Raw genomic sequence first — 22,475 nt, forward strand, 5'->3', positions numbered from 1 at the left:
GAACCCGCAGAGAACCACCGGTCTTACGGCTTGGGCACAGCGTGCGGCTCACAAACAACATCGGCCGAGTCCAGCGCCCCGCTCAACAGGTACGCGTCCACACGGTCGTTGATGCAGGAGTTGACCAGCCCGGTCACACCGTGCGACCCCGCGTTCTTCTCGGTGATCAGCCGCGACCCCTTGAACCGCGAGTGCAACGACACGGCCCCCTCGTAAGGCGTAGCCGCATCCCGCTCCGACTGCACGATCAGCACCGGCGGCAGCCCGTTGTGCGAGCGCACCTCCAGCGGAGTCTGCTGCTTGACCGGCCAGGTGGCACACGGCAGGTTCATCCAGGCGTTGGCCCAGGTCATGAACGGGTGGTCGCGGTGCAGCAGCGTGTTGTCGCGGTTCCACCTCTTCCAGCTGGTGGGCCACTTGGCGTCGGCGCACTCGACGGCCGTGTAGACGGCGTTGCCGTTCTCCGACGCGGCGTTGCCTGCGGTGTCGGACATGTCGGGGGCGGCCGCGTCGACGAGGGCCTGGGTGTCACCGGCGACGTACTTGCTGAAGACGGTGGCGACCGGGACCCACGAGGAGTCGTAGTACGGGGCGCTCTGGAAGAAGGAGATCAGCTCGGCCGGGCCGACGACCCCGCCGATGGGGTTCTTCTTGGCGGTGGCGCGCAGCTCCAGCCACTTGGCCTGGACGTCCGCGCGGGTGGTGCCGAGGTGGAAGGCGGCGTCGTTGGCGGCGACCCAGTCCTGCCAGTCCTTCCAGCGGCCCTCGAACGCGACGTCCTGGTCCAGGTTGGCCTGGTACCAGATCTTCTCCCGGGAGGGGTTGACCACGCTGTCGACGACCATACGGCGCACATGGGTCGGGAAGAGGGTGCCGTAGACGGCGCCGAGGTAGGTGCCGTAGGAGACGCCGAGGAAGTTCAGCTTCTTCTCGCCGAGCGCGGCTCGGATGACGTCGAGGTCGCGCGCGGTGTTGGGCGTGGTCATGTGCGGCAGCATCTCGCCGCTGCGCTCGTAGCAGCCCTCGGCGTACTCGCGGGCGAGCCCCCGCTGGGCGAGCTTGTCGGCCTCGGTGTCGGGCACCGGGTCCATCTTGGGCGCCTTGACGAACTCCTGCGGGTCGACGCAGGAGATGGGCGTGGACTTGCCGACACCGCGCGGGTCGAAGCCGACGAAGTCGTAGGCCTTGGCGGCCTTCGCCCACACGGCGTTCTTGGTGACGACGCGGCGCGGGAAGCGCAGACCCGAGCCGCCGGGGCCGCCCGGGTTGTAGACGAGGGCGCCCTGGCGCTCCTCGGGGGTGCCGGTGTTGCCGATGCGGTCGACAGCGAGCTTGATCTGCTTGCCGTACGGCTTCGCGTAGTCGAGCGGCACGGTGACGTAGCCGCACTTGATGGGCTTCTCCAGGCCCCAGTCGGCAGGGCAGTCCTGCCAGTCGATGCCCGCCTTCGCGGCGCGGGCCGCGGCGATCGCGGCGCCCTGCGCCTCGCTGTAGCCGCGGTGGCGGTCGGTGGAGTTCGTGCTGGCGCTGGCCGTGGGCGCGGTCACAGCCCCGGCTATCAGCGCGGCGGCGATCAGCGTTCCGGCCGAACCTATGGCGGCCGTCCGCTTCTTCGCTCTCGTACCGGTCAAGTAAGCCTCCCCGTACATCGTTTCGAGACAAGTACGGGCGATCCTGTCGTCTGAGAGGTCCCTGACAACAGAGGCGGCGTGTCTTCTTTGCCAATCCGATAACCGGAACGGCGTTTCCGATCAGCGGTCACCGTCTTCGAGCAGCGTCAAGGCCCGGTCCAGCACCCGCCGCAGCCGCAGCGCGTCGGACGCGACGGCGCTGACGAGAACAGCGGGCCCGGCCAGCGGAACGAGGACCGCCCCCTCCTCCAGCACCCGGGGCGCCACCGGTCGCTCACCGTACTCCGGCCGTACGACGACCAGTTGGCCGACCGCGCGATGCCCGCCCAGCACGGCGGGGCCGTCCCAGCCGCCCGGCGCACCGGGTCCGCAGGCCAGCTCCTGGTCGAGCACCGCACGTCCGGCGACCCGCACGGTGAGACGGCTGCTGAGCCGCCCGGGTTCCTCCCCCGCCCGCCCGAGCACCTGCTCCTCGCGCAGCACCAGCCGGGCCGTGGCCGCGAGGTCGGCGCGGGTGGTGACGTACAGATCGCTGCCGCGTGCGGAGATCAACTGCTCGGGCAGCCAGCGCAGTTCGCCGCCGTCGGCGACGTCGAGCCGTACGTCGTAGCGGGCCTCGCCCTTGGCCTGGCCCGGCAGCGCGATGGTGGCGGCGGCCGAGCCGACACGCAGCCGGGCGCCCTCGGCGACGTCCGCGTGCACCGCGAGACGGTCACCGCCGAGGGGACCGCTCATCGCGCCGACGAGCAGGACATTCGCCTCGCTGCCGCTCCCCCGGGTCCGCCGCAGCGCCAGCGGGCCCTCGCTCTCCAGGACGGGCAGGGCCGTACCGCCCCGCCCGTCGGCCCGAGCGGCCATCCGCGCGGCGGCCCGGACCCCGCTCACGGGCGGGCCCGCCACGCGGCGAGCTGCGCCCGCACCCACGCGGCGACCTCGCCGACGCCCGCCTCGCTGCGCAGCGACTGCAGGACGACCGGCAGTTCGGCGCGCTGGGCCTTGGCGTCGGCGGCCATCCGGGCCAGGTCCGAGCCGACGTACGGCGCGAGGTCGGTCTTGTTGACGACCAGCAGGTCGGCCGTGGTCACACCGGGCCCGCCCTTGCGCGGGATGTCGTCCCCTCCGGCCACGTCGATCACGAAGATCTGCGCGTCCACCAGGCCCCTGGAGAAGGTGGCGGTGAGGTTGTCGCCCCCGGACTCGACGAGGATCAGATCGAGCGGCCCGACCTCGTCCTCCAGGTCCTCCACCGCCTCCAGGTTCGCGGAGATGTCGTCCCTGATCGCGGTGTGCGGACACGCCCCGGTCTCCACGGCGGCGATCCGCTCCGGCGGCAGCACGGCCTCGCGCAGCAGGAACTCGGCGTCCTCCCGCGTATAGATGTCATTGGTGACGACCGCGAGCGACAACTCCTCCCGCAGCGCCCTGCACAGCGCGGCGACGGTCGCGGTCTTACCCGACCCGACGGGTCCGCCCAGCCCGATGCGCAGGGCGCGACGGGTGCCGTCGGGGCGCCGGGCGTCGGCGCTGAGGGCGGAAGGACCGTGGGGGGAGTGGTCGAGGTGCATGAAAGAGGGCTCCAATTCTCAGCCCGTCCGGCGTTCGAGGACGAGGCCGTTCAGGCCGATGGGGGGTCCAGGGGGCAGAGCCCCCTGGCGGGGTCGAAGGGGCGGATCCCCTGGGGAGGGGAACGGGTAGGGGCGGCGGGGGCGATGAACATCAGGACGCGAACAGCCGCACAGGCCACCCCGCATGCACCTCCGCCGAGATCTCCAGCAAGGGGGCAGAACCCGCGGGCAGCACCTCCACCCCCTCGTCGGCCGCACGCCGAGCCACCTCCACCGCCCGGTCCGCGACGCGATCCAGCTCCGGGGCGAGCCGGGCCAGCACAGCCGTGGCCTCGAAGGGGTCAAGGCCGAGCAACCGCACCACCGCGGTGGCGGACCCGCTCACTCCCTCGTACGCCGCACAGTAGGCCGCGTCGACCGCCCCGAGCCCCGCCACCCGGGCGACCGCCCCGAGCACCACGGGCTGATGCGCCCCCTTGGGGAACCGCCGTGCCAGAGCGTCGAGTTCGGCCGACGGCCACGTCGCACGACCGGCCCGCAGCAACTGCCGCCCCAGCTTCCGCGCAGCGGCCCGCAGCGCCGGCGACGGCGTACGGGCATCGGCGGCGGCGTCCAGTTCCGCCACGTCCAGACCGACCGCGGCGGACGCGGCGAGCGCGGCCGACACCAGCCCGGCCGTGTGCAACCGCCCCCGGCAGAAGTCCTCCAGGCTCGCGGCGTCGGTGATCCGCCCCGCCTTGACGGCCGCCTCGGCCCCGCCGGAGTGGGCGTGCCCTCCGGCGGGGAAGCGGCCGTCGGCCAGGACCAGTAGCGCAGCCCTGGACATCAGAAGAGGAAGTAACGCTGGGCCATGGGCAGTTCCGCCGCGGGCGTGGCCTCGACGAGCTCGCCGTCGATGTGCACGGCGAAGCTGTCGGGGTCGACCTCGACCCGCGGGCGGGCGTCGTTCTCCCGCATGTCCGCCTTGGTGACCGCGCGCGTCGACTCGATGGCGACGAACCGCTTGCCGAGGGCGAGCCGTTCGGCCAGGCCGTCCTCCAGGGCGAGCGGGGCGACGAAGTTGACCGAGTTGGACGCCGGGGCGCGGCCGATGGCGCCGTACATCGGGCGGGGCAGGATCGGCTGCGGGGTGGGGATGGAGGCGTTGGCGTCGCCCATCTGCGCGTACGCGATCTGGCCGCCCTTGAGGACGAGTTGCGGCTTGACGCCGAAGAACGCCGGTTCCCACAGCACGAGGTCGGCGAGCTTGCCGCTCTCCACCGAGCCGATCTCGTGGGAGAGGCCCTGGGCGAGGGCCGGGTTGATCGTGTACTTGGCGACATAGCGACGTACGCGACGGTTGTCGGCGCGGCCGTCCCCGGGCAGTGCTCCGCGTCGCCGCTTCATCACGTGCGCGGTCTGCCAGGTCCGCAGGATCACCTCGCCGACGCGGCCCATGGCCTGGGAGTCGGAGGAGATGATCGAGATGGCGCCCAGGTCGTGCAGGATGTCCTCGGCACCGATGGTCGAGGGCCGGATGCGGGACTCGGCGAAGGCCAGGTCCTCCGGGACGGCAGGGTTGAGGTGGTGGCACACCATCAGCATGTCGAGGTGTTCCTCGGCGGTGTTGACGGTGAACGGCCGGGTCGGGTTGGTGGAGCTGGGCAGCACATGCGGCTCGGAGACGACCGTCATGATGTCGGGCGCGTGTCCGCCGCCCGCGCCCTCGGTGTGGTAGGCGTGGATGCCGCGCCCGGCGATCGCCGCGAGGGTGTCGCCGACGAAGCCCGCCTCGTTCAACGTGTCCGTGTGGATGGCGACTTGGATGCCGGTCCGGTCGGCGACGGTCAGCGCGGCGTCGATCACGGCCGGGGTGGAGCCCCAGTCCTCGTGCAGCTTCAGGCCGAGGGCGCCGCCGCGGATCTGGGAGAACATCGCCTCGTGGGAGACGGTGTTGCCCTTGCCGAGGAAGCCGATGTTGAGGGGGTAGGCCTCCATCGCCTCCATCATGCGGGCGAGGTGCCAGGGACCGGGCGTGACCGTGGTCGCCTTCGACCCTTCGGCCGGGCCCGTACCACCGCCCACAAGCGTCGTGATACCGGAGGCGAGCGCCTCGTCGGCGATCTGCGGGCAGATGAAGTGGACGTGCGCGTCGATGGCACCGGCGGTCAGGATGCGCCCGTTGCCCGCGATGACCTCGGTCTCGGGGCCGATGACCAGGTCCGGGTGCACACCGTCCATGGTGTCGGGGTTGCCGGCCTTGCCGATGCCGGTGATGCGACCGTCGCGGATGCCGACGTCGGCCTTGATCACACCCCAGTGGTCGACGACGACGGCGCCGGTGATCACCGTGTCCGGGGTGCCCTCGGCGCGGGTGGCGCGGGCCTGGCCCATGGACTCGCGGATGACCTTGCCGCCGCCGAACACGGCCTCGTCGCCGGAGCGTCCGGGTCCGCCGGAGCGGTCCTCCTCGATCTCGATCAGCAGATCGGTGTCCGCGAGCCGGATGCGGTCGCCGGTGGTCGGCCCGAACAGGTCGGCGTACGCGGCGCGGGAGATCTCAGGCATCGAGGGCACCTCCGGTCTCCCCGCGCAGGCCCGGCACCACGCGGGCGCCGGTCAGCGGGACGAGTTCGACCTCGACGGGGATGCCGGGCTCGAAGCGCACGGCCGTGCCCGCGGCGACGTTCAGCCGCTTGCCGCGGGCGGCGGCCCGGTCGAAGTCCAGGCCCGGGTTGGCCTCGGCGAAGTGGTAGTGGGAGCCGACCTGGACGGGCCGGTCGGCGGCGTTGAGGACGGTCAGCCGGGTGACCTCACGGCCGTCGTTGTAGACGATCGGGTCGTCCGCGAACAGGATCTCGCCGGGAATCATCGCCGCCCCCTTCACACGATCGGGTCATGGACGGTGACGAGCTTGGTGCCGTCCGGGAAGGTGGCCTCCACCTGCACGTCGTGGATCATCTCCGGGACGCCGTCCATGACGTCGTCACGGGCGAGCAGCTTCCGTCCGGAGGCCATCAGCTCGGCGACGGTCCGGCCGTCCCGGGCGCCTTCGAGGATGTGCGAGGTGATGAGGGCGACGGCCTCGGGGTGGTTCAGCCTCAGCCCGCGGGCCCGGCGCTTCTCGGCGACGTCGGCCGCCACATGGATCAGCAGCCTCTCCTGCTCGTGCGGGGTCAGTTGCACGTCCCACCTCACATCCTCGCTCCGGACCGTGCGGGGTCCGCTGTCCCGCCACCCGGCAAAGTCCCTGGTGGCGTGTGGTGGGGCAGGCTAGTTGGGCCGCGTTTCGGGCACGTTAACCAACCTGTGACCCTCAGGCGTCCGTCATGCTCATCAGCGCGCGCAGGCCGTCCCGCAGGACCTCCACCGGGACGGGTCCGAACAGCGCCTGCTGGGCGATGAATCCGAGCACGGCGGCGATCATGGTCCGGGCGACGTGGTCGGGCTCGATGTCCGCACGCATCCGCCCGCTGTCCTGGTAGAGCCGCACGATCCGCGCCCAGGCCTCGCGCACCGAGCCGTAGCCCTCGCGCATGACCACGGCGAGGGCCTCGTTGCGCGGGATCTCCGACCAGACCTGGACGACCAGGCGCGGGAAGGCGGGCTGCCCGTCGACGGTGAGGTTCTCGCGCAGGGCGAGGGTGTTGCTGAGGACGTCGGCCACGAGGCGGTCGGGCGACGAGGGCGGGGTCTGCTCGGCCGCCGCCTCGAAGGCCGCGCGGACCTCGCCCAGCACCTCGGAGACGATCGCGGCGATCAGCTCCTCCTTGCCGCTGAAGTAGCGGTAGACGGCACCGGCGGACAGGTCGACCTCCTTCAGCACGTCCTGCATGGACGTGGCGTGGAAGCCGTTGCGGGCGAAGCACAGCGCGGCGCCGTCGAGGATCTGCCGGCGCCGGGCGTCGAGGTGTTCCTGGGATACGCGAGCCATGGCCGCAACCTAAAACGAACGTTCCTTCTTGACAAGAGCCGACACGGGGAGCACTTTGGAGACGCCTAAAACGAACGATCCTTCTTTTTGATCTCAGGAGCCGGAGGGACCATGTCCGCCACCCCCTCACCGCACACGCGCCGCCTGCTCGCGGTCGTCGTGCTCGTCCCGCTCGTCGCGGCGCTCGCCCTGTGGGCCTTCGCCTGGCCGGCCGCCCGGACCGCGCCGCGCGACCTGCCGATCGGCGTGGCCGGACCCACCGCCGCCACCGCACAGGTGGAGCGGCAGCTTCAGGCGCACGAGGGCGCGTTCGACGTCCACCGGTACGCCGACGCGGACGCGGCCCGCCGGGCCGTCGAGGACCGGTCGGTCTACGGCGCGGTCGTCGTGACCGACCGCGGCCCGGAGCTGCTCACCGCCTCCGCCGCGAGCCCGCTGGTCGCCCAGCTGCTCCGGCAGGCGGTCGCCGAGCAGGCCCCGGCCGGCACCGAGCCGCGCACGGTCGACGTGGTCGCCGCGCCCGAGCGGGACCCGCGCGGGGCCGCGCTGACCGCGAGCGTGCTGCCGTTGGCGCTGGCCGGGATCGCGATGGGTGCCCTGGTCACGCTGAGCGGACTGCGGGGTGTGCGGGCGGTGGCCGCGCTGGTGGGCGCGGCTGCCCTGGTCGGCGTGGTCGCGGCGGCCCTCGCGCACAGCTGGCTGGGCGTCCTCACCGGCGACTGGTGGACGGAGGCCGGCGCCCTGGGGCTGGCCGCGCTGGCGGTCGGCGCCGCGGTCGCGGGCCTCGCGGCGCTGCTCGGACCGGCGGGGATCGGCGTCATGGCCGGCCTGGTGATGCTGCTCGGCAACCCCTTCTCCGCGGCTGCCTCGGCCCCGGAAATGCTGCCGGAGCCGGCCGGGGCGCTCGGTCAGTGGCTGCCGCCGGGCGCGGGCACGACCCTGATCCGCTCGGTGTCGTACTTCGACGGCGCCGCGGCCACGACCCCCGCCCTGACCCTGACCTGGTGGGCAGTCATCGGTCTCGGCGCGGTAGCCCTGGGCCCGACCCTGAGGCCCCACAAGAGCACCCCGAGCCGGGATCGGGAGCCCGCCCTCACGGCGTAGGCCGGCGTGTGCACGATTTGTTGCACCCGGGACGGGTCACTCGGCCGGAAATGCGGCCGGAGGGTGCAACAAGTCGTGCACACACCCCCAGCGGTTACGGGCCCCGGTGCTCCGCCGCGATACCGAAGCGCTGCCGTTCGCGGGGAGCGGACGCGACCTCGCGGACCGCGGAGACGGCGCTGGCCACCTGCTCCTCGGCCGGGGCGTCCAGCGCGTCGAGTCGTTCCAGGTCAGCGGCGGAGACCAGGGCGACCAGGGGCTTGCCGTGACGGGTGACGACGACGCGCTCGCCGCCGTACACCACGCGGTTGATGAGGTCGGCGAGCTCAGCGCGGGCTTGCGTCACCGGAATCTCGTAGGCCATGCTCACCACATTACGTCATGTACGTCCTGTACATTTTCTACGGAACGCCCTCCGCCGAGGGCTCCGAAGGGAGGCGCGTGAGCCATGACCCGACCGTCAGCCCGCCATGTCCTGCCCGAGATGACCGAACGCACCAGCTCCGGACTGAGGACCCAGGACCCCTACTCGAAGCTGCTGGAGGAACGGATCGTCCTGCTGGGCACACAGGTCGACGACACATCGGCGAACGACGTGATGGCGCAGTTCATGTACCTGGAGCACAAGGACCCGGACCGGGACATCTCGCTGTACGTCAACTCGCCCGGCGGCTCGTACAGCGCCATGACGGCGGTCTACGACACGATGCGCTACGTCAGCTGTGACGTGGAGACGATCTGCCTGGGGCAGGCCGGTGCGACGGCGGCGGTGCTGCTCGCGGCGGGGACACCGGGCAAGCGGTTCGCGCTGCCGGGCGCCCGGATCGTGCTCCACCAGCCCGCGCTCGCCGAGCCGGTGGAGGGACAGGCCAGTGATCTCGCCATCCAGGCGGAGGAGTTGCTGCGCATACGGCGCGGCCTGGAGGAGATGCTGGCCCGGCACACCGGGCGCGACCGGGAGCAGGTGAGCGCGGACATCGAGCGCGACCGGGTTCTCACCGCCCAGGAGGCGCTGGAGTACGGGCTGGTGGACCGGATCGTGCCCGGCCGCAAGGCGACCCTCGCCCCGCCGACCGGAGAGTGAGGCGCCGGTGCTGCCACCCGAACTGCCGCCGCTGCCCGCGCTGACCCGCGCGGAGGGCGAGTTGATCGACCGTTACCTGGAGGCCGTCGACCTGCTGGGCCGGATCAACCCCGCGCACCACGGCGACACCTACGGCGGACTGCGCGCCGCTCAGGCGCTGGTGCGCAAGGCCATGGAACTGCGCGACGCGCTCGCCCTGATGCACCAACGGGGCGAGACGGAGCTGCACGCGCCGACGCTCGCGCGGGCGCTGCGCGTCCTGGACGGGGAGCGCCGGACGGCGCGTGTGGCGCTGCCGGCGCGCTCCGACGGCTGAGCGCGCGAGGCCACCGTTAAACGGACCAAATGACGTACCCCCTTTCGGAGTAGAAGGTTGTCGTATTGCGGGGCCCCAACAGTTGCGTGATACGCGCGCTTTCACGGCGGAACAATGCGTTCCGGCCCTGGTCCGGGGCCGTTCGGCGGTCTTGACAGACGCTTGTCGATCAAGCTGTCCACCCGAACGGGTGAGTGGTGAGTAACAACACAAATCCCCGGTTCCATTGGGTATTTCGGACACTTGTGAGTGAAGATCCCTGACTGACGACAAGCCCCCGCCACCGCGGCGGGGCGGTCCGGGCGGACGCCGAGTCCTGCCGCCGCCCGGATGACCGGTCGACAGGAGTGGATCGGCAGGAGTGGAGGACCCAAGCACGACGGTCCGCCGGAGCGCAGTTGTCCGAGCGGTCCTTGGGGTGAAGCCGCCTTCGGGTGGCCGGGCCACTTCGCCAGCCCGAATCCGACAGGTCATCCTTCACAGGCGGCTGACGAAGGGTTGCGCATGACCGCGCAGAATCGTGTCCCGTCGCTCATGGCCCGTGCCGGTACGGCCTCGGCCCTGACTCTCGCCGCCGTGGGCGGCTCCCTGGTGGTGCCCGGCGTCGCCGCCGAGGCCCAGGCCGCCACGTCCGCGACGAAGGCCCTCCAGGTGGCAGCCTCGAAGAAGGGCTCGCCCTACAAGTACGGCGCCACCGGTCCGCACCGGTTCGACTGCTCGGGCCTCACTCTCTACTCGTACAAGAAGGCGGGCAAGTCTCTGCCGCGCACCGCTGCCCAGCAGTACAACAAGACCCGGCACATCTCCGCCAAGAGCCGCAAGGCGGGGGACCTGGTGTTCTTCCACTCGGGCTCGAACGTCTACCACGTGGGCATCTACGCCGGTAAGGGCCGCATCTGGCACGCCCCGAAGACCGGGGACGTGGTCAGGCTCCAGAAGATCTGGACGAGCAAGGTCTGGTACGGCCGCGTGAGCTGACCTGCTCCCGGGCGGTACGGCTCCCTGACCCGCCGTCACCGCCCGGGGCCACTCCTGGGCCCCCGAGCAGCGTCCGCGCGCTCTCGGGGGCTCACGGCTCCTGCTGGCCCGCTGCGGTCACCGGATGAGCCGGGACGGTCCAGGGCAGCTCGATCAGGACCGTCTTGCCGCCCTCGCGCGTGGGTCTGACGCGCAGTCTGCCGCCGCACTCCGCCGTCAGCCAGCGGATGATCACCATGCCGCGGCCGTTGTCCTGCTGCACCGCGGCCGGCAGCCGCTTCGGGAACCTCGGATGGCTGTCGGTGACGCCGATGCGCAACTGTTCGTCACGCTCCAGGCGCACGGCCACCGTGAAGGTGGGTGACTGCCCGAACGTGTGCTGTACGGCGTTGGTGGCGAGTTCGGAGACGATCAGCCGGACGGTGTTGGCGGCCTCGGTGTCCGACGGCAGGCCCCACTCCCCCAGGGTGCCGATGACGAAGGCACGGGCCGCGGAGACCGAGGCGGGATCGCTCGGCAGAGTGACGGATGCTTCCAGGTGGTCTGCCATGGCGACGTCGTCCCTTTCCCACGGGATCGCGGTCCGACAAGAATCGGATGGTTCGAGTACGGTCCCGGACTGGTGCTTCGTTCGCCAGACTGCCACCAGCACGCCGGTAACGGTGGCGATCCACCAAGATATGCATATATCTGTCGCTCGAAGCGGTGAACTCTGCGACGGCAGACCCTATTTGGGCGGCCCTTGAGGAGTAGGGAGGGGCCCATGCAGCACGGTCCGGCGGTGCGCCGCCGAAAGCTCGGCGCGGAACTGCGCGCGCTGCGCACCCGTACGGGACTCACCAGCGGCGAGGCGGCCCGGCTGGTGGGCTGGCATCAGTCGAAAGTGAGCCGGATCGAGACGGGCGCGAGTGGCGTGAAACCGTCCGACGTGCGGTTACTGCTGGACGCCTACGGCGTCTCCGACCCCGAACTGCGCGAGCTGCTGCTGATGTTGGCCGGCTCCGACGACGGGATCGGCCGGCACCACTGGTGGCACGCCTACCGCGGGGTGCTGCCGCCCGCCTACCGGGACTTCATCAGCCTGGAGTCGCAGGCCAGCGCGATGCGCACGCTGGAGACCTCCGTGGTGCCCGGACTGCTGCAGACCCCCGAGTACGCCCGTGCGGTGACCCGGGCCGCGGTGGCCGGCCTCGCCGGGGAGCCGGACGAGCGGGTGGACGCGCTGGTGCAGGTGCGGCTCGCCCGGCAGGAGGTGCTGCGGGCGCAGCCGCCGCTGCGGCTGAGCGCGGTGCTGGACGAGGCCGTGCTGCGCCGGGAGGTGGGCGGGCCCGAGGTGATGCGGGGGCAGGTGCGGCGGCTGCTGGAGGCGGCGCGGCTGCCGCAGGTCCGTATCCAGGTGCTGCCGTTCTCCGCCGGGGCGCATATCGGCATCACCGGGCCTTTCGTTATCTTCTCATTTCCGCGCACTTCTGATCTGGATGTGGTTGTTCTCGACCACATGACGAGTAGCCTCTATCTCGAACGGAAAGAAGACCTGGAGGCCTACACCGAGGCCTTCAACACCCTTCAGGCACACGCCCTTTCACCCGAGGACTCGCTGGATCACATCGCCGGGACAGTTGACGGCGCATAAGGAGGCACCATGTCTGCACTGCCTCGGAACGTCCCCTCCAGTACCCGATTGCACAGCGCCCAGTGGCTGCGCAGCAGCTACAGCACCGGAGCCAACAACTGCGTCGAGACGGCCCGTTGGTCGGGCCGGCTCGCCGTGCGCGACTCCAAGAGGCCGGAGGGACCCGCGCTGCTCTTCTCCCCCGAGAGCTGGGCGGGATTCACGGCCGCATTCCACTGAGGGTCGTTCGAGGCCCGTCCCAGGGTCGTTTCACTCTGAAAACGGATCAGTTCTGAAACACGGCCGTGGATCGCCGACTCACGGTCGCGTCCGACCGATCACCCGTACAGCGCGTTCGATCTGTTCCCCGGAGAGGTCCGCGCGGGCGGTCAGCCGCAGCCGGGAGATGCCGTCCGGCACGGACGGCGGCCGGAAGCAGCCCACGGCCACCCCGGCGGCGCGGCAGTCCGCCGCCCACCGCACGGCCTGCTCCGGGGACGGAGCGCGCACCGACACCACGGCGGCGTCCGGCCGTACCGCCTCATGGCCCGCCGCCGTCAGCCGCTCGTACAGCTCGGTCGCCACCTCCCGCGCCCGCGCCGCCCGCTCGGGCTCACGGCGCAGCAGCCCCAGGGCCGCCAGGGCCGCGCCCGCCGCGGCCGGGGCGAGGCCGGTGTCGAAGATGAACGTGCGGGCCGCGTTGACCAGGTGCTCGATCACCCGCGCGGGGCCCAGCACCGCGCCGCCCTGGCTGCCCAGCGACTTCGACAGGGTCACCGTCACGACGACGTCCTCGGCCCCCGCCAGCCCGGCCGCGTACGGCGCGCCGCGCCCGCCGTCGCCGAGTACGCCGAGGCCGTGCGCGTCGTCGACCACCAGTCCGGCGCCGTACGCCCGGCAGGCCTCGGCGAGGGCGGCCAGCGGGGCCGCGTCGCCGTCGACCGAGAAGACCGTGTCGGACACCGCGACGGCCGGGCCGTCGTGGGTGTCCAGCGCCTTGCGGACCGCCTCCGGGTCGGCGTGTCCGACCACCTGGGTGGTGCCCCGGGCCAGCCGGCAGCCGTCGATGAGCGAGGCGTGGTTGCCCGCGTCGGAGACGACCAGCGAGCCGTGCGGGGCCAGCGCGGTGACCGCCGCGAGGTTGGCGGCGTACCCGGAGGAGAAGACCAGGGCCGCCTCGAAGCCGCAGAACTCGGCCAGCTCGCGCTCCAGCGCGGTGTGCAGTTCCGTAGTGCCGGTGACCAGCCGGGAGCCGGTCGCGCCGCCGCCCCAGAGCGCGGCGGACTCCTGCGCCCCCGCGACGACCTCGGGGTGGCGGGCCAGTCCGAGGTAGTCGTTGCTCGCGAGGTCCAGCAGCGGCGAGTCGGCGGGGCGCGGGCGCAGCGTCCGTACGAGTCCGGCGCGGCGGCGCAGTTCCGCCGACTCGTCGATCCAGCCGAACGCCATGGGTCCCTCCGCAGGATTTGTAGGCAGTGGACAGACACTAGCTGCAGGGGCAGCCGCCCACGGTGTGGCAATACCCACACGTCGAACGCCCTTCGTTGTGCGAAGTCACATTGGCCCGGGGTACCTCCGTACGACAGGATCGGCTCTCATGGATCTGCTGAACACGCTGGTGGACAAGGGGCTTCGGCGCGAGCTGCCGACCCGCGAGGAAGCGCTCGCCGTGCTGGCCACGTCGGACGACGAGCTGCTCGACGTCGTGGCCGCGGCCGGAAAGGTGCGCCGGCACTGGTTCGGCCGGCGCGTGAAACTGAACTATCTGGTCAATCTCAAGTCGGGCCTGTGTCCCGAGGACTGCTCGTACTGCTCCCAGCGGCTCGGCTCGAAGGCCGGGATCCTGAAGTACACCTGGCTCAAGCCCGACGAGGCGTCCGAGGCGGCCGCCGCGGGCCTCGCCGGAGGCGCCAAGCGGGTCTGCCTGGTGGCCAGCGGGCGCGGTCCGACGGACCGTGACGTGGACCGGGTGTCGGAGACCATCAAGGCGATCAAGGGCCAGAACGAGGACGTCGAGGTGTGCGCCTGCCTCGGTCTGCTGTCCGACGGCCAGGCCGAGCGGCTGCGCGAGGCGGGCGCCGACGCCTACAACCACAACCTCAACACGTCCGAGGGGACGTACGCGGACATCACGACCACGCACACCTACGCCGACCGCGTCGACACCGTGCAGAAGGCGCACGCGGCGGGTCTGTCGGCCTGCTCGGGCCTGATCGCGGGCATGGGCGAGAGCGACGAGGACCTGGTCGACGTGGTGTTCTCGCTGCGCGAGCTGGACCCGGACTCGGTGCCGGTCAACTTCCTCATCCCGTTCGAGGGCACGCCGCTGGCCAAGGAGTGGAACCTCACCCCGCAGCGGTGCCTGCGCATCCTGGCGATGGTCCGCTTCGTGTGCCCGGACGTCGAGGTGCGCATCGCGGGCGGCCGTGAGGTCCACCTGCGCACGATGCAGCCGCTCGCGCTGAACCTGGCCAACTCCATCTTCCTCGGCGACTACCTCACCAGCGAGGGCCAGGCCGGCAAGGCCGACCTGGAGATGATCGCCGACGCCGGGTTCGAGGTGGAGGGCGCCGGGGAGGTGACGCTGCCGGAGCACCGGGGCGCTGCCGGGGGCTGTGGTTCCCATGCGGCCGCGGGTGACTGCGGCTCGCACGAGGACGAGGCGTCGAGCGGCTGCGGTTCGCACGGGGGCGGCGGGGTCTGCGGCTCCGTGCCGGCTGCCGCCGAGGCCGCGCCCGCCGTGGGCGAGCCGCGGACCGACCTCGTCGCCGTACGCCGTCGTGGTGCCGGTACGGACCTCGCGCCCAATGCCTGAGCTCGGTGTGCCGGAGCTGCTGGATCTGGACCGGCGGCATGTGTGGCATCCCTACGGTCCGATGCCCGGCAAGGCGCAGCCGCTCGTCGTGGAGTCGGCGAGCGGGGTCCGGCTGCGGCTCGCGGGCGGCTCGGGCGAGCTGGTCGACGGCATGTCGTCCTGGTGGGCGGCGATCCACGGCTACCGCCACCCGGTGCTGGACGAAGCCGTGCAGGATCAGCTCGGGCGGATGAGCCACGTCATGTTCGGCGGGCTCACGCACGAGCCCGCCGTACGGCTGGCGAAGCGGCTTGTCGACATGTCGCCCGACGGTCTCGAGCATGTGTTCCTCTGCGACTCCGGGTCGGTGTCGGTCGAGGTCGCGGTGAAGATGTGCCTGCAGTACTGGCGTTCGCTGGGCCGCCCGGAGAAGCGGCGGATGCTGACCTGGCGCGGCGGCTACCACGGGGACACCTGGCAGCCGATGGCCGTGTGCGACCCGGACGGCGGCATGCACGCGCTGTGGTCGGGCGTCCTGCCGCAGCAGCTGTTCGTGGACGCGCCGCCTGCCGAGTACGACGAGACGTACGCGGAGCTGCTGCGCTCGGCGATCGCGGAGCACGCCCATGAGCTGGCCGCGGTGATCGTGGAACCGGTCGTGCAGGGCGCGGGCGGCATGCGCTTCCACTCCCCCGCCTATCTGCGGGTGCTGCGCGAGGCGTGCGACGCGCACGACGTGCTGCTGGTGTTCGACGAGATCGCGACCGGCTTCGGCCGTACGGGCGCGCTGTTCGCGGCCGACCACGCGGGCGTGACGCCGGATGTGATGTGCCTGGGCAAGGCGCTGACCGGCGGCTATCTCACGATGGCGGCGACGCTGTGCACGCCGCGCGTGGCCGACGGGATCTCGCAGGGCGAGGTGCCGGTGCTGGCGCACGGGCCGACGTTCATGGCCAACCCGCTCGCCGCCGCGGTGGCCTGCGCCTCGCTGGACCTGCTGCTCGGGCAGGACTGGGCCACGGAGATCAAGCGTATCGAGGCGGGCCTGCGCGAGGGGCTCGCCCCGGCCTCGGAGCTGCCCGGTGTGCGGGACGTGCGCGTGCTCGGCGCGATCGGTGTCGTCCAGCTGGACCACCCGGTCGACATGGCGGCGGCGACGGCGTCCGCGGTGCGCGAGGGCGTCTGGCTGCGGCCGTTCCGGGACCTGATCTACACCATGCCGCCGTACGTCACCGGTGACGAGGACGTGGCGCGGATCGCGCGGGCCGTGTGCGCGGCCGCGCGCGAGGGATGAAACGGAGAGAAGCGGATATGCCGGTCCTGGTGATCACAGGTACGGGCACGGAGGTCGGCAAGACCGTCACGACCGCCGCGGTGGCTGCCGCGGCGCTCGCGGCCGGCCGGTCGGTCGCCGTGCTGAAGGGAGCACAGACGGGCGTACGGCCGGACGAGCTCGGGGACGCGGCCGAGGTGGCGCGGCTCGCGGGCGAGGTCGCCGTCGCCGAACTCGCCCGGTATCCGGAGCCGCTGGCCCCGGCGACGGCGGCGCGGCGGGCGGGGCTCGCCCCGGTGCGACCGCGGGAGATCGCGGACGCGGCGGCCAAGCTGGCCACGGAGTACGACCTGGTGCTGGTGGAGGGCGCGGGCGGGCTGCTGGTGCGGTTCGACGACGAGGGCGGCACCCTCGCCGACGCGGCCGAGCTGCTGGGCGCGCCGGTCCTGGTGGTCGCCTCGGCGGGCCTGGGCACGCTGAACACCACGGAGCTGACGGCCCGTGAGCTGCGCCGCCGCGGCCTCGACCTGGCCGGTGTCGTCATCGGCAGCTGGCCCGACGACGCCGACCTCGCCTCCCGCTGCAACCTCGCCGACCTGCCGGAGGTGACCGCGGCTCCGCTGCTCGGCGCCCTGCCGGCCGGGGCGGGCGCGCTGTCCCCGGACGTTTTCCGGGCCTCCGCGCCGGGATGGCTCGCGCCGCGGCTGGACGGAGCCTGGGACGCGGAAGCCTTCGCGGCGCGGTGGGCCGCGCCCTCGGCGACGTAGGCCCGCTGCGCCCGGCGGTCGTGGGCGTGGGTGCGGAGGCGTGGGGCGGGGCAGAATCGGCGTAAGGCCCGTCCTGCCGAGGAGGTCCCCATGCCGCTGCGTTCCACGGCCGCCGGCAAGCCGGCGCGGGATGCCGTGCACCATCCGCTGTTCGCCCGCTACTACGCCCGGGTCAGTGTGGCCGCCGAGACCCGGATGGGCATGGGCGGCATCCGCGAGCGGCTGCTCGCCGGGCTGTCCGGCCGCGTGCTGGAGGTGGGTGCGGGGAACGGGCTGAACTTCGCCCACTACCCCGGCACCGTCTCCGAGGTCGTCGGCATCGAACCCGAGCGCACCCTGCGGCAGCTCGCGGTGGACGCCGCGGTGCGGGCCGGAGTGCCGGTGGACGTGGTGCCGGGTGCGGCGGAGGCGCTGCCGGTCAAGAGCGAGGCGTTCGACGCGGTCGTGCTGTCGCTGGTGCTGTGCAGCGTGCGGGACGTGCCGCGGGCGCTCGGCGAGGTGCGGCGGGTGCTGCGGCCGGGCGGCGAGGTGCGGTTCTTCGAGCACGGGCGGGGCGGCGGCCGGGCCATGACCGCCACCCAGCGCGCCCTCGACCTGACGGTGTGGCCGCGCCTCAACGGCGGCTGCCACGTCTCCCGCGACCCGGTGGCCGCCCTGCGCTCCGCCGGCTTCGAACTCGGCCCGTACCGCAGCTTCCTGATGCCGGACAAGGGCCCGGCCCTGCCGATGTCGTACTGCGTCCTGGGCACGGCCTGGCGACCGGAGGCCTAGGCCTAGGCCTAGGCCTCGATGCTCCACTGGCGCAGTTCGTCCGCGATGTCGTGGACGGAGGCCTCGCCGGTCTTGACCAGGCGGGCGAGGTCGCGGACCTGTTCGGGTGAGGTGACGACCTTGAGGCCGCTGGCGACGAGGTAGGCGTAGGCGACGGCGCAGGCGAAGAGGGCGTTGGAGCGCTCCAGGGCCGGGATGTGGACGAGGAGCTGGAGCAGCGCGGCGGCGCGGGCGTGCGGGGTGTCGTAGACGGGGACGTCGAAGATCTCGGCCTGGTGGCGGGCGACGGCGGCGACGAGCGCGCCCCAGTCGCTGACCTGGGGGTCCCCGGGGGTGTACTGCTCGGCGAGCATCAGCAGCCAGGCGAGGTCGATCCTGAGAGGGCTCAACGGCTCAGTGACGGCCTTCGCGCTTCGGGTCGCCGAACTCCTCGGCGAAGACGGACGCGTAGCTCTTCATGAAGTCGGCGGCGGCCTCCACGAAGGTGTGGCCGACCTCGCCGGTGTCCTGTCGGACCAGTTCCTCGATGTAGCGGTTGACGCTCATGCCGCGGGCCAGGGCGCGCTCACGGGCCGCGCGGGCCGTGCCCTCGTCCACGCGGACGTTCAGCTGGGTCTTCGCCATACCTCGAAGCTAGCGCCGAGGTGCTAGCACCGGCAAGGGCCACTCAAACTCAAGGAGGATACCGAGTGTGCCGCCGGTCACATTAGGCTCGGGCGGAACGAGGAAGTGCCCGATGTCCCCTACTTCCCCGGTCCCCGGTCCCCGACCAAGGAGGCGGCCTTGTCCACACCTGCTGCGGAGCACGCCCCGGGCCTGGCCTCGGCCGACGGGGTCGCCGCGCGCGCCCGCGGACTGACCAAGGCGTACGGCTCCGGTGAGACGGCCGTGCTGGCCCTGGACTCGGTGGACGTGGACGTCGCGCGCGGCCGGTTCACCGCGGTCATGGGGCCTTCGGGCTCGGGCAAGTCCACGCTGATGCACTGTCTGGCGGGGCTCGACACCGTCTCGGCCGGGCAGGTGTGGCTGGGCGACACCGAGATCACCGGGCTGCGGGAGCGGGAGCTGACGCGGCTGCGCCGGGACCGGATCGGCTTCATGTTCCAGTCGTTCAACCTGATCCCGACGCTGAACGCGCTGGAGAACATCACCCTGCCCATGGACATCGCCGGGCAGAAACCCGACCCGGCGTGGCTGGACCAGGTCATCGACACGCTCGGGCTGCGCGACCGGCTCACGCACCGGCCGGCCCAGCTGTCGGGCGGCCAGCAGCAGCGTGTCGCGTGTGCCCGCGCGCTGGCCTCCCGGCCCGAGCTGATCTTCGCGGACGAGCCGACCGGCAACCTGGACTCGCGGGCCGGTCTCGAGGTGCTGGGCTTTCTGCGCGAGGCGGTGGACGACCTCGGGCAGACCGTGGTGATGGTGACTCACGATCCGGGTGCCGCCGCCCACTCCGACCTGGTGCTCTTCCTCGCGGACGGGCGGATCGTCGACGAGATGGAGCGGCCCACGGCCCATGCCGTGCTGGAGCGAATGAAGCGGTTCGACATCGTCCGAGGGGCCATCGCAGACGGTGGCGACCCCGGCAAGGAGGCCTGAGTCCGTGCTCAAGGCGACCCTCCGCAGCTTTCTCGCGCACAAGGGGCGGCTGCTGCTGTCCGCGCTGGCGGTCGTGCTGTCCGTCGCGTTCGTCGCGGGCAGCCTGATCTTCTCGGACACCGTCAGCCGTACCTTCGACCGGCTCTTCGCGTCCACGGCCGCCGATGTGACGGTCAGCCCGGACGAGACACTCGACGAGACCGTGCCCTCGGGCTTCACCCCGACCCTGCCGGCCGCGCTGGCGGAGCGGGTGAAGCGGGTGGCCGGGGTGGCGGACGCGCGCGCGGACGTGGACGTCAACGGCATCACCGTCGTGGACGAGGACCACGAGTCGGTCGGCCCGACCACCGGCGCCCCGACGATCGGCACCGGCTGGCAGCCCACCGACCGCAGCCCCGTGGAGCTCACCTCGGGCCATGCCCCGCGCGGCCCCGCGGAGGCGCTGCTGGACTCGGAGACCGCAGACCGCAAGGACGTGGCGATCGGCGACACACTCACCGTGATCGCCGCGCCCGGCTCCTTCGACGTGAAGGTCGTCGGCATCGTCACCTTCACCACCACCAACCCCGGCGCGGCCCTGCTGTTCCTCGACCCGCCCACCGCGCAGGCCAGGCTGCTGGGCGACCCGAAGGCCGCCACCGGCATCACCGTCGACGCGGCCGACGGGGTGAGCGACACCGAGCTGAAGCGGCGCGTGGCCGGCGCGCTCGGCGACAGCGCGGCCCGCTACGAGCTGCGGACGGCCGAGGAGCAGGCCGAGTCGGACGTGGACCAGCTGGGCGGGTTCCTCGACGTCATCAAGTACGTGATGCTGGGGTTCGCCGGGATCGCCGTGCTCGTGGGCGTGTTCCTGATCGTCAACACCTTCTCGATGCTGATCGCCCAGCGCACCCGCGAACTGGGCCTGTTGCGCGCCCTGGGCGCCGACCGGCGTCAGGTGCGCCGCTCCGTGCTGACGGAGGCGCTGCTGCTCGGCCTGGTGGGCTCCACCCTGGGCCTGGCCGCCGGGATCGGCCTCGCCGCCGGGCTGATCGAGCTGATGGGCCTGCTCGGCATGAACATCAAGGCCACCGAGATGGTGGTCGGGTGGGGAACGCCCGTGGTCGCGTACGTCGTCGGCGTGGGCGTCACCTTCGTCGCCGCCTACCTCCCGGCCCGCCGCGCGGCCACGGTCTCCCCGATGGCGGCCCTCGCGGACGCCGAGGTCGCCGGGGTGGGGCGCCCGCTGAAGGTGCGTGCGGTGGTGGGCGTGGTCGTCGGGGCGGCCGGTGCGGCGGCGCTGGCGGGCTGCGTGGCCGCGTCACGGACGGCCACGGCGGCGTCCCTGCTGGGCCTCGGGGTCGTGCTGACGCTGGTCGCGACCGTCATCGCGGGGCCGCTGCTGGTGCGCCCGGTGATCCGGGTCCTCGGCGCGGGTTTCCCGGCGCTGTTCGGCTCGGTCGGGCGGATGAGCCAGCGCAACGCCCTGCGCAATCCACGCCGTACGGGCGCCACGGCGGCCGCGTTGATGGTGGGGCTCGCGCTGGTGGGCGGGATGTCGGTGGCGAGCGCGTCGATGACGCAGTCGTTCGACGAGCAGATCGACAAAACGCTGGGCGCCGACTTCGTCCTGCAGAACAGCAACTTCGTGCCGTTCCCGGCCGAGGTCACCGACAAGGTGCGCGACACGGAGGGGGTCGGCCTGGTCGTCCGCGCGCGGTTCACCCCGGTCGCCGTACGACTGCCGGACGGTGACCGCGTCACGACCACGGCGGCCGGCTACGACCCCCAGCTCGACGACGTCGCGCACATCACCTACGCGCAGGGAGACACCGCCGCCGCGCTGGCCGGCGGGCACCTCGCGATGGACCTGGACTTCGCGCGCGACCACGACGTCCGGGTCGGCAGCGCGCTGCCCGTGGAGTTCCGCGGCGGGCGCACCGCCGAGCTGACCGTGGGCGCGCTGACCGACCAGGAGACCGCCGAGGGCTTCGGCAACCAGGGCGGCATCTACTTCTCCCTCGCCACCCTGGACCGCTACGCACCGGGCGGCCAGGACTCCGCCGTCTACGTCAACGGCCGGGCGGGCACCGACGACGACGCCCTGCGCGCGGGTCTGGAGCGGACGCTGGAGACGTATCCGCAGGTGCAGGTGCGGGACCTGGCGGACTACAAGCAGTTGATCCACGACCAGATCGCCGTGCTGCTGTATCTCGTGTACGCGCTGCTCGGGCTGGCCATCGTCATCGCGGTGCTCGGTGTGGTGAACACGCTGGCGCTGTCGGTCGTGGAGCGCACCCGGGAGATCGGGCTGCTGCGGGCGATCGGGCTGTCGCGGCGCCAGTTGCGGCGGATGATCCGGCTGGAGTCGGTGGTGATCGCCGTGTTCGGCGCGGTGCTGGGGCTCGCGCTCGGGCTGGTGTGGGGTGTCTGCATGCAGCAGGTGCTGGCGCTGCAGGGCATGACCGCGCTGGCGGTGCCCTGGGGCACGATCGTGGCGGTGGTGATCGGCTCGGCGGTCGTCGGGGTGGTGGCGGCGCTGCTGCCCGCGCTGCGGGCCTCGCGGATGAACGTATTGGCGGCGATCGCGCACGAGTGACGTCCGCATCGTGGAATTCGCCGTCCAGCGGGGCCGACCGTGATGTGCTCGTCCCATGACCGACCTGCGGATACGGGCCGCGACGCCCGACGACCTCGATGCCGTGCTCGCCTTCTGGAAGGCGTCCGCCGAGGGGACCAGCATCAGCGACGACCGCGCCGGAGTGGAGCGGCTGGTGGAGCGGGACCCGGAGGCGCTGCTGCTGGCCGAGCTGGACGGCGAGCTGGTGGGCACGGTGATCGCCGGCTTCGACGGCTGGCGCTGCCATCTGTACCGGCTCGCGGTGCACCCGGAGCGGCGCCGCCGCGGCATCGGCTCGGCGCTGCTCACGGCGGCCGAGGAGCGCTTCGTACAGCTGGGGGGCCGGCGCGGGGACGCGATGGTGCTCACCCGCAACGAGACGGCGCACCATGCCTGGCGCGCGGCGGGGTACGCGCCCGAGGAGCAGTGGCTTCGCTGGGTGAAGCCACTCACCGACCGATCCGCCTGAGCT

Annotated in this window: 26 protein-coding genes and 1 riboswitch; of the genes, 13 read left to right on the forward strand and 13 right to left on the reverse strand. The window is 72.2% G+C overall.

Annotated features, from left to right (window positions below):
* Positions 1-23: 23 nt before the first annotated feature.
* From ACIQ6Y_RS18495 to ACIQ6Y_RS18530, 8 genes are all read right to left on the reverse strand, one after another.
* Positions 24-1,649: an alpha/beta hydrolase gene (locus ACIQ6Y_RS18495; protein ID WP_404039646.1), complete on the reverse strand. Its 1,626-nt coding sequence runs from the start codon at positions 1,647-1,649 to the stop codon at positions 24-26.
* Positions 1,650-1,751: 102 nt separating this feature from the next.
* Entirely contained in the window at positions 1,752-2,489 is a 738-nt protein-coding gene (locus tag ACIQ6Y_RS18500) for an urease accessory protein UreD (RefSeq protein WP_404040112.1), read from the reverse strand.
* A gap of 23 nt (positions 2,490-2,512) precedes the next feature.
* Complete coding sequence (ureG, locus tag ACIQ6Y_RS18505) at positions 2,513-3,196, reverse strand: urease accessory protein UreG (RefSeq protein ID WP_404039649.1); 684 nt, start codon at positions 3,194-3,196, stop codon at positions 2,513-2,515.
* A gap of 151 nt (positions 3,197-3,347) precedes the next feature.
* Positions 3,348-4,022 (reverse strand): urease accessory protein UreF, encoded by a 675-nt coding sequence (locus ACIQ6Y_RS18510; RefSeq protein ID WP_404039652.1) that lies wholly within the window; start codon positions 4,020-4,022, stop codon positions 3,348-3,350.
* On the reverse strand, positions 4,022-5,743 hold the full coding sequence (locus ACIQ6Y_RS18515) for an urease subunit alpha (RefSeq protein ID WP_404039655.1): 1,722 nt from the start codon (positions 5,741-5,743) through the stop codon (positions 4,022-4,024). Before ACIQ6Y_RS18515 ends, ACIQ6Y_RS18510 begins: the two co-directional genes overlap by 1 nt.
* Positions 5,736-6,047 (reverse strand): urease subunit beta, encoded by a 312-nt coding sequence (locus ACIQ6Y_RS18520; RefSeq protein ID WP_404039658.1) that lies wholly within the window; start codon positions 6,045-6,047, stop codon positions 5,736-5,738. The genes ACIQ6Y_RS18515 and ACIQ6Y_RS18520 overlap by 8 nt, the downstream gene beginning before the upstream one ends.
* A gap of 11 nt (positions 6,048-6,058) precedes the next feature.
* Entirely contained in the window at positions 6,059-6,361 is a 303-nt protein-coding gene (locus ACIQ6Y_RS18525; RefSeq protein WP_404039661.1) for an urease subunit gamma, read from the reverse strand.
* 130 nt (positions 6,362-6,491) lie between these two features.
* Positions 6,492-7,109 carry a TetR/AcrR family transcriptional regulator gene (locus tag ACIQ6Y_RS18530; protein WP_404039663.1) on the reverse strand — a complete coding sequence of 206 codons (618 nt, stop codon included), beginning with the start codon at positions 7,107-7,109 and terminating at the stop codon, positions 6,492-6,494.
* 111 nt (positions 7,110-7,220) lie between these two features.
* Between ACIQ6Y_RS18530 and ACIQ6Y_RS18535 the strand changes: the two genes are divergently transcribed.
* Positions 7,221-8,213, forward strand: coding sequence for an ABC transporter permease (locus ACIQ6Y_RS18535; RefSeq protein WP_404039666.1), 993 nt, complete (start codon positions 7,221-7,223; stop codon positions 8,211-8,213).
* 94 nt (positions 8,214-8,307) lie between these two features.
* On the opposite strand, the gene ACIQ6Y_RS18540 is transcribed toward ACIQ6Y_RS18535, so the two are convergent.
* Positions 8,308-8,577, reverse strand: coding sequence for a type II toxin-antitoxin system Phd/YefM family antitoxin (locus ACIQ6Y_RS18540; protein WP_404039669.1), 270 nt, complete (start codon positions 8,575-8,577; stop codon positions 8,308-8,310).
* Positions 8,578-8,661: 84 nt separating this feature from the next.
* Between ACIQ6Y_RS18540 and ACIQ6Y_RS18545 the strand changes: the two genes are divergently transcribed.
* The 3 genes from ACIQ6Y_RS18545 to ACIQ6Y_RS18555 all read left to right on the forward strand — a co-directional run bounded on the left by ACIQ6Y_RS18545 (position 8,662) and on the right by ACIQ6Y_RS18555 (position 10,591).
* Positions 8,662-9,297 carry an ATP-dependent Clp protease proteolytic subunit gene (locus tag ACIQ6Y_RS18545; RefSeq protein WP_404039672.1) on the forward strand — a complete coding sequence of 212 codons (636 nt, stop codon included), beginning with the start codon at positions 8,662-8,664 and terminating at the stop codon, positions 9,295-9,297.
* A 7-nt stretch (positions 9,298-9,304) separates the two neighbouring features.
* Positions 9,305-9,613 (forward strand): hypothetical protein, encoded by a 309-nt coding sequence (locus ACIQ6Y_RS18550; protein ID WP_404039675.1) that lies wholly within the window; start codon positions 9,305-9,307, stop codon positions 9,611-9,613.
* 297 nt (positions 9,614-9,910) lie between these two features.
* A riboswitch (cyclic di-AMP (ydaO/yuaA leader) is annotated at positions 9,911-10,114 on the forward strand.
* Between the two features lie 3 nt (positions 10,115-10,117).
* Positions 10,118-10,591 carry a C40 family peptidase gene (locus ACIQ6Y_RS18555; protein WP_404039678.1) on the forward strand — a complete coding sequence of 158 codons (474 nt, stop codon included), beginning with the start codon at positions 10,118-10,120 and terminating at the stop codon, positions 10,589-10,591.
* Between the two features lie 91 nt (positions 10,592-10,682).
* On the opposite strand, the gene ACIQ6Y_RS18560 is transcribed toward ACIQ6Y_RS18555, so the two are convergent.
* Positions 10,683-11,141, reverse strand: a complete 459-nt coding sequence (locus ACIQ6Y_RS18560; RefSeq protein WP_404039681.1) for an ATP-binding protein — start codon at positions 11,139-11,141, stop codon at positions 10,683-10,685.
* 213 nt (positions 11,142-11,354) lie between these two features.
* Here ACIQ6Y_RS18560 and ACIQ6Y_RS18565 point away from each other — a divergent pair, with 213 nt between their 5' ends.
* Together ACIQ6Y_RS18565 and ACIQ6Y_RS18570 are read left to right on the forward strand one after the other, a co-directional pair.
* Positions 11,355-12,224 (forward strand): helix-turn-helix domain-containing protein, encoded by an 870-nt coding sequence (locus ACIQ6Y_RS18565; RefSeq protein ID WP_404039684.1) that lies wholly within the window; start codon positions 11,355-11,357, stop codon positions 12,222-12,224.
* A gap of 9 nt (positions 12,225-12,233) precedes the next feature.
* Positions 12,234-12,443 (forward strand): DUF397 domain-containing protein, encoded by a 210-nt coding sequence (locus tag ACIQ6Y_RS18570; RefSeq protein ID WP_404039687.1) that lies wholly within the window; start codon positions 12,234-12,236, stop codon positions 12,441-12,443.
* Between the two features lie 78 nt (positions 12,444-12,521).
* Here ACIQ6Y_RS18570 and ACIQ6Y_RS18575 read toward each other — a convergent pair whose 3' ends face one another.
* A complete protein-coding gene (locus ACIQ6Y_RS18575; RefSeq protein ID WP_404039689.1) occupies positions 12,522-13,649 on the reverse strand; it encodes an 8-amino-7-oxononanoate synthase in 1,128 nt (375 codons plus the stop codon).
* A 148-nt stretch (positions 13,650-13,797) separates the two neighbouring features.
* Between ACIQ6Y_RS18575 and bioB the strand changes: the two genes are divergently transcribed.
* The 4 genes from bioB (at position 13,798) to ACIQ6Y_RS18595 (ending at position 17,805) form a co-directional block, all read left to right on the forward strand.
* Positions 13,798-15,015 (forward strand): biotin synthase BioB, encoded by a 1,218-nt coding sequence (gene bioB, locus ACIQ6Y_RS18580; RefSeq protein ID WP_404039691.1) that lies wholly within the window; start codon positions 13,798-13,800, stop codon positions 15,013-15,015.
* Entirely contained in the window at positions 15,008-16,288 is a 1,281-nt protein-coding gene (locus ACIQ6Y_RS18585; RefSeq protein ID WP_404039693.1) for an adenosylmethionine--8-amino-7-oxononanoate transaminase, read from the forward strand. Before bioB ends, ACIQ6Y_RS18585 begins: the two co-directional genes overlap by 8 nt.
* A 17-nt stretch (positions 16,289-16,305) precedes the next feature.
* Positions 16,306-17,034: a dethiobiotin synthase gene (bioD, locus tag ACIQ6Y_RS18590; protein ID WP_404039696.1), complete on the forward strand. Its 729-nt coding sequence runs from the start codon at positions 16,306-16,308 to the stop codon at positions 17,032-17,034.
* 90 nt (positions 17,035-17,124) lie between these two features.
* The gene (locus ACIQ6Y_RS18595) at positions 17,125-17,805 is read left to right on the forward strand and encodes a class I SAM-dependent methyltransferase (RefSeq protein WP_404039699.1); all 681 of its coding nucleotides are present in this window, start codon (positions 17,125-17,127) and stop codon (positions 17,803-17,805) included.
* Between the two features lie 8 nt (positions 17,806-17,813).
* Here ACIQ6Y_RS18595 and ACIQ6Y_RS18600 read toward each other — a convergent pair whose 3' ends face one another.
* The gene (locus ACIQ6Y_RS18600; RefSeq protein WP_404039702.1) at positions 17,814-18,194 is read right to left on the reverse strand and encodes a fic family toxin-antitoxin system, toxin component; all 381 of its coding nucleotides are present in this window, start codon (positions 18,192-18,194) and stop codon (positions 17,814-17,816) included.
* A gap of 4 nt (positions 18,195-18,198) precedes the next feature.
* A complete protein-coding gene (locus ACIQ6Y_RS18605; RefSeq protein WP_404039705.1) occupies positions 18,199-18,429 on the reverse strand; it encodes a toxin-antitoxin system HicB family antitoxin in 231 nt (76 codons plus the stop codon).
* 159 nt (positions 18,430-18,588) lie between these two features.
* Between ACIQ6Y_RS18605 and ACIQ6Y_RS18610 the strand changes: the two genes are divergently transcribed.
* The 3 genes from ACIQ6Y_RS18610 to ACIQ6Y_RS18620 are packed head-to-tail and all read left to right on the forward strand — an operon-like array spanning position 18,589 to position 22,472.
* Positions 18,589-19,404, forward strand: coding sequence for an ABC transporter ATP-binding protein (locus tag ACIQ6Y_RS18610; protein ID WP_404039707.1), 816 nt, complete (start codon positions 18,589-18,591; stop codon positions 19,402-19,404).
* A 4-nt stretch (positions 19,405-19,408) separates the two neighbouring features.
* Positions 19,409-21,982 (forward strand): ABC transporter permease, encoded by a 2,574-nt coding sequence (locus ACIQ6Y_RS18615; protein WP_404039710.1) that lies wholly within the window; start codon positions 19,409-19,411, stop codon positions 21,980-21,982.
* Positions 21,983-22,037: 55 nt separating this feature from the next.
* Positions 22,038-22,472, forward strand: coding sequence for a GNAT family N-acetyltransferase (locus tag ACIQ6Y_RS18620; RefSeq protein WP_404039713.1), 435 nt, complete (start codon positions 22,038-22,040; stop codon positions 22,470-22,472).
* Positions 22,473-22,475: the final 3 nt, after the last annotated feature.

This window comes from Streptomyces sp. NPDC096205, from assembly GCF_044763135.1.
Lineage (GTDB): Bacteria > Actinomycetota > Actinomycetes > Streptomycetales > Streptomycetaceae > Streptomyces.